This is a genomic window from Azospirillum sp. B21, assembly GCF_008364825.1.
Classification (GTDB): Bacteria; Pseudomonadota; Alphaproteobacteria; order Azospirillales; family Azospirillaceae; genus Azospirillum.
Map to the genome: position 1 here is coordinate 306,914 of NZ_VTTO01000008.1, position 6,293 is coordinate 313,206.

Genomic DNA, 6,293 nt, shown 5'->3' on the forward strand with positions numbered 1-6,293 from the left:
AGGGCGCTGTTGATGACCATCGGAACGACGGCCCGCAGCGAACCGAAGACCGCGCTGATCTTCGGCGTCTCGGGCCAGGACGGCGCCTATCTGGCCCAGCTGCTGCTGGGCAAGGGCTACACGGTCCACGGCACCTCGCGCGACCGGGAGATGTCGGGCTTCGCCAACCTGCGGCGGCTCGGCATCTTCGGCCGGGTCGTCCTGCACTCGGCCGTGCTGACCGACTTCCGCAGCGTGGTCGAGGTGATCGCCCGGGTCCGCCCGGCCGAAATCTACAACCTCGCCAGCCAGGCCTCGGTCGGGTTGTCCTTCGAGCAGCCGGTCGAGACGCTGAACAGCACCATCACCAGCACCATCAACATTCTGGAGGCGATCCGCTTCCTGAAGCTCGACGCGCGTTTCTACAATGCATCATCCAGCGAATGCTTCGGCAACACCGGCGATCCGGCCGACGAATCGACCCCCTTCCATCCCCGCAGCCCCTATGGCGTGGGCAAGGCGGCGGCCTATTGGGCGGTCGCCAATTATCGCGAGGCCTATGGGCTGTTCGCCTGTTCCGGCATTCTGTTCAATCACGAATCGCCGCTGCGCCCGGTCCGCTACGTCACCCAGAAGATCATCCGCGGCGCCGCCGACATCGCCGAGGGCAAGGCCGACGGCCTGGAACTGGGGACCCTGTCGATCGCCCGCGACTGGGGCTGGGCGCCGGAATATGTCGACGCCATGGCCCGCATGCTGGCCCATGACCAGCCGGAGGATTTCGTGATCGCCACCGGCGAAGCCCACCGGCTGGAGGACTTCGTCGAACAGGCCTTCACCTATTTCGGACTGGACTGGCGCCGGCATGTCCACGGCAACGCCGCCCTGCTGCGCCCGTCCGACATCGCCTTCAGCGTCGGCAACCCCGCCAAGGCGGAGCGGCTGCTGGGCTGGCGCGCCGAACGCCGGATGGCCGATGTGGTCGCCGGGCTGGCCGATGCCGAGATCGCACGCCGCGCCGCCGACTGACCCCCATTCCCGAATCCCGTTTCTTCCGGAGAGCGCAGTCCATGTCGGCCAAAAGCAGGCTGGTCATCAATGTCGAGGTCGACGACCGCACCGTCCTGTTTCCCGACGGCAAGTTCCTGTCCCACATCGCCCTGAGCGAAGAGGACGCGGCAGGGGACGGCGCCGTCCGGCTGGAGGGCGTCTTCCTGTTCAACGAAAGCCGGCTGGGGCCGGAGATCGCCACCCTGCCGGTGGAGGACGCGCGCGAGCTGGCGCGGTCGGTCCTCGACGCCGTGTTCCAGGGGCGGACCCAGCATGTCCTGTCGGAGACCGCGAAGGTCGCCGTGGTGTTCAACCCGAACGGCTTCGTTCTGCGCTTTGGCGAGGGCGACGCCCTGCGCGAGCTGTTCATCGGCTCGCCCGCCATCATCCGTCTGGCCCAGGGCATCCTGCGCATGGCTGACCGCCTGTCTGCCCTGCCCGCCCACTGACTGCGGTCAGGGCCAGAAGTCACAGGCAGCGGTCACAGGCAGCGCACGCGGGACCGGAACAGTTCGTACATCTGTCCGGCATGGCTCTCCCAATCGAGGAAGGACGGCGGCCGCGCCATCGCGGCCGAGATGCGGGAGGAGATCCGGGCGCGATGGTCCGGGTCCCCGGCAAGGCGGCAGGCGATGTCGACATAGCCGGCGGCATCGTCCGCGACCAGTTCCCCGAGATCCAGGGCGTGCAGCAGCGACGCCCCCATGGCGGAGCGCAGGGTGGTGTCCGCCAGCGTGACGACGGGCATACCCAGTTCCAGCGGTTCGATCAGCGACGTGGAGCCGGAGAAGGGGAAGCTGTCCAGGCAGATGTGGAAGTTGCGCATGCTGTTGCGGATGCCGACCCGGTTGAAGCCCGGCGTGTCGATGATGCGCACCCGCGAGGCGGCGATTCCCCGCCTGACGAGCTTGTCCAACAGATATTCCGAGAACTCCTGCTTCGGATAGGTCGCGGACCATGACGGCGCGAAGGGAAACAGGACGAGGCGGGCGAAGGGAACGCGGGCGAGGATGTCGAGCCACGCCTCCACCGTCTCCGGCGTCAGCTTGTACAGCGAGGCGCCGGAGGTCAGCACCACCTCGCCGGGCGAAACGGGCAGGCCCGGCTGCCCCGTCCTGGAATCTCCCGGCATCGCGCCCTTTCCATGCACGAAGCAGTGGACCGTGCCCGGCAGCTTGACCAGCTCCTCGGTATAATGCTGCTGCGGAAAGCGGTCGCGCTCCAGCCCGGATGCCGACACATAGAGATCCATGGCCGAAAAGCCGGTGGAGAGCACCGAGGCGATGCTGGTCGTCTGCACGCGCGCCAGCCGGTGGGCCGCCAGCATCGCCGAGACCGATGGGGCGCCGGTCAGGTTGGACGCGAAATGCAGGACGTCCAGATCGTCGCGCCGGATGATGTCGACCATCTGGGCGAGGTTCTTCGGCAGATCGACGATCCTCGCCACCTTGGCGACCGCATCGCGCTCGAACGTCCCGGAGTCCGGTTCCACGACATAGACCGTCACCTCCATGTCGGCGGCCGGCCGCTGGAGCAGGGGCAGGACGCAGAACAGCTCCGGCGTCGGCAGGAAGGTGAGAAGGAGGATGCCGACGCGGATGGTCGCGGCGCGGCGCGGCGGCGGGCTGTGATCCAGCCGGTAGCCGAGGCGGCGCAACGACCACTCTATGATCCTGGCGCGATGCCGGGCGAGCGGGCAGAGATTGCGGCCGCTGAAATAGCTCCCGAGCATCTCGCCGGATCGGCAGAACGCGAAGGCGGCTTCCGGCCATGGCTGCCGCCCCTGGCCGGCCTCCAATCCGTGATCGAGATAGCCCAGCCACGCCGTCTGGAAATCCGCATACCGCTCGGCCTCCCCCGGTTGCGAGAAGAAGGCGGGGGACCGGCAGGTGGCCGCGACGAACGCATCGGCCAGGGCAGCCGGAAGAAGGTCGAGATTGAAGCGGGCCGGAAGACGGTAGGCGGGCTTGAGCAACAGGGCGGCAAGCTGGCAGACGAACTGCTCGGGCCGCGTGATCCCGTCGCGGTAGGTCTCCTCCAGCAGGTCGCAGAACGACTGTTCCGCCTCGCCCAGCCTTGCGGGAGCGCGAGCCGCCAGCAGGCGCGTGTAGCGGTCGAGGGAGTCCGACGCGCAGAAGGCGCGGAACCGGTCAGGCGTCATGCGCGCCAGTTCCATGGCAAGACCCAGGCGCTCGGACACCGCCGCGCCGCCGTCGAAGCGTGCGACCGCCTCCAGCGGCGATGGCAGGGGCGACGGCAGGGACTCCGGATGGGCTTGCTGCGGCTCCGCCGCCGGCTTGATCACCTCCAGCATCACCTGGACATGCACGACCTGATCGGGCGTGGCGCTGCTGGACAGCGACCTGATCCGGAAGGCGCCGCGGAAGCCGTATTTGCGGCACAGGGAAAGATAGGCCGGGTGGTCGACCGAATAGTAGAAGAAGGAATTCGCGTTCCAGTAGCTGATGTGGGTCGGGTCCTGAAAGGCTCCCCGCCCGTCGGTCGACGGAACCCGGATGTCGACGATGGCGCCGCCGCGGCACACGCGCCAGATCTCGTTCATGGTGTGAAGACGGTCGGGCAGATGCTCGATCAGGTCATGGGCGCGCAGATGGGCGACGCTGCCCGTTTCGAAGGGGAAGCGGCCGGTGAGGTCGCAGACGAGATCGACGCCAGGACCGGGGGCCACATCGACGCCGACGAAGCCGTCCGGCTTGTGATCGCCGCAGCCGAGATCGACGCGCAGATCGCTGGTGTCACGGGACAGGATGGCAGGGCCATGGGACATGATGGCAGGGCGCTTTTCGGGTTTGCGGGATCTGATCAACAGGCCGGCCGTCAACGGCGGAGGAAGCGGTTGAGAATCACCCGTCCAGGATAATCGACGTAGCGCAGGGTCAGCGGGCCGTCGCCGACCGCCGTCACCTGCATGAAGCTCAACGAGGGAACGTCGTCGAACGGCTGATAGGGCACCACCGGCAAGCGGACTCCTCCCTGCTCCGCCCGGAATTCCGGGAAATGGCGGTAGCGGATGGTGTATGTCGTGCCGGCTGCGGCCTCGATCACCAGACGATTCCCTTTCCGATGCCAGGGAGCCTGCGGGGTCACGATGCCGATGTCGGCATCCGCACGGCTCATCAGGATCATGCCCGGAACGCTCACGTTCAGCAGATCGCGCAGGGGCTTGTCCATCTGGGAGAACTCGAACCCGGCGACGGCCTTCCAGCCGCTTTGCGACAGCATGTCCATGGTGGCCCGGGACAGCACCACGATATGGCCGATCCCTGCCGCCGAACAGGTTTCGAAAAACCGCTCGGGCGATGTCTGCGTGCCGTTCAGCTTCAGAAGGCGGGCCATCGACAGTTCATGCTCGAGGGTAAAGGTGTATTCCTTGGTGGCGAGCTCGATATCGCGCTTGGGCAGCAGGTCGTCGGTCATGAACCAGAACCCGCGCATCCACAAATCCGGATAGGCCTGCTGCATCGCGGTCGAGGTGCGGACGGTTTCGACGGCGATGCGCGACCGGTCGGGAATCGCCGCGAAGAACGCGTCCAGCGCCGGGATCTTCGGGCGCGCGACGGCACGGATCAGCGGGAAGGCATCGCTCATCTCCAGGCCGTAGCGGAGGATGGCGTACCACCGGTCGCGGACGGTGGCGATCCCGCTCTCGGCAAGCGACTGCATCGTCTGGCTCAGCGGCACGGAGCAATGGTGATTGTCCCGCATGCGGTGCGCACCGATGAAGCTGATCAGCAGGCACCACGGATTGCCGGTGGCGCAGGCATAGGCGATGCCGATGGCCGAGAACAGCAGGTCGAAGCTCTGGAAGTCGCTGAGGAAGAAGAAGCGGCGGCTGGCGTAATAGGAGAAGAAACAGGTGAACCCCAGCAAGGCGGCGGCCGGATCCTGGTTCATCCAGGCGCCGGCCGTCAGCGACAGCGCCACCGGACCGGCGGCCACGATCTCGTCGAGAACCGGCAGGCGGCCCTTGAGCACTTTCCCGCCATTCAGCGCGGCCCCGACATCGTGGCTCGCGAACTGGCAATAGCGCACCGTCTTGGCGAAGTAGGCGAAGCCCGCCTTGGAAAAGCGCAGCAGATGCAGGGCGAGACCCGGCAGGACGCCGATGATGAGATCGCCCGCATCGCCATGCTGGAGCGCCCAGACCAGCAGGGCCGGGCCGGTGATCGCGGCCGTCAGGAGGGAAGCCATCAGATTGGCCACCGCCAGCAGCGACCAGAGCAGCGCGGCGGCCAGGGTGTTTCCGGAGAAGGCCAGGAAGAGAACCATCAGGACCGGCCCGTACCACAGGGTCTCGGTCTTGCCGCCGCCGCTGGTGTAGCTGAAGACGATGACCGGCGTCGCGGCAAAGGCCAGGGCGGCCAGCGGCGCGGCGTAAACCGTGAAGCCCAGCGCCACCGCCGCAGCGGTGGCGGCGATGAACAGCCCCCAGCCCAGGGCGTTGACCGCACGGTCGCCGAGGCGATGCAGCAGGCGATAGGTGATCGAGCTGTTCCCGAAGCGCTCGCGCATCGTCAGGCCGAAGGCATCGCCCCAGGTGTAGCCGTAACGGCCGTGAAGGGCGAAGTTTGAGCCGATCCGGCGATAGGCGGGACGGATCAGCGTGTCGACGTTGCTGAACCCCATGAAGTCTTCGTCGCGAACCCCGGCCCCGTTCGGGCGCAGCACCGTCACCATCCGCGCCAGCGTCGCCGGAATGCGCAGCGCCGTCAGGATGGTGAAGAAGGAGAACAGACAGGCCGCAGCCGGCACCGCGCCGATCGCAAGGCGCGAGGGGCTGACGGAAGCCGCCGCCTTCAGCCAACCGGGCAACCGCGCGAAGACTGACACAAGGACTTTCATGAGGATCGCTCTCGGCAAGCGCAGAAGGGGGCAAGCGCAGAAGGAGGCAGACACAGGAGGGTTCGCCGCTTACCGGCGGGGAAAGCATTTTCCGCCGGCATCGTCCCATCCGCCGAACTCTTACCCGGCGATCAACTTATAGATGCCTTTATCCTTTATTGCATTTTTTCCGGCGCGGCGCACCGGCTGGAAATGCACACAAAAGAAAGAAGGGGCGCCCTTGCGGGCGCCCCTCCCTTTTACCGCGATGCTTGATCGCCGGATCAACCGAGGTTGATGTCGGAGAGCGAGAGCACCGTGCCGTTGTACACACCGAGCAGGCGAACCTCGGACGAGGCCACCTGGCCGTCGCCGTTGGCGTCGACCACCTGGTACAGGCCGGAGTTCGTGCCGTTGTTGGC

4 protein-coding genes are annotated in these 6,293 nt (G+C 66.8%); 2 read left to right on the forward strand and 2 right to left on the reverse strand.

Going from position 1 to position 6,293, the window contains the following annotated elements:
• Nucleotides 1–12: 12 nt before the first annotated feature.
• Together FZ983_RS20590 and FZ983_RS20595 are read left to right on the forward strand one after the other, a co-directional pair.
• Nucleotides 13–1,008, forward strand: coding sequence for a GDP-mannose 4,6-dehydratase (locus FZ983_RS20590; protein WP_149225364.1), 996 nt, complete (start codon nt 13–15; stop codon nt 1,006–1,008).
• Between the two features lie 41 nt (nt 1,009–1,049).
• Entirely contained in the window at nt 1,050–1,478 is a 429-nt protein-coding gene (locus FZ983_RS20595) for a hypothetical protein (protein WP_149225365.1), read from the forward strand.
• A 32-nt stretch (nt 1,479–1,510) separates the two neighbouring features.
• Here the strand turns inward: FZ983_RS20595 and FZ983_RS20600 are convergent, their stop codons facing one another.
• Together FZ983_RS20600 and FZ983_RS20605 are read right to left on the reverse strand one after the other, a co-directional pair.
• Nucleotides 1,511–3,817 (reverse strand): hypothetical protein, encoded by a 2,307-nt coding sequence (locus FZ983_RS20600; RefSeq protein ID WP_149225366.1) that lies wholly within the window; start codon nt 3,815–3,817, stop codon nt 1,511–1,513.
• A 50-nt stretch (nt 3,818–3,867) separates the two neighbouring features.
• Nucleotides 3,868–5,892: a hypothetical protein gene (locus FZ983_RS20605; RefSeq protein WP_149225367.1), complete on the reverse strand. Its 2,025-nt coding sequence runs from the start codon at nt 5,890–5,892 to the stop codon at nt 3,868–3,870.
• Nucleotides 5,893–6,293: the final 401 nt, after the last annotated feature.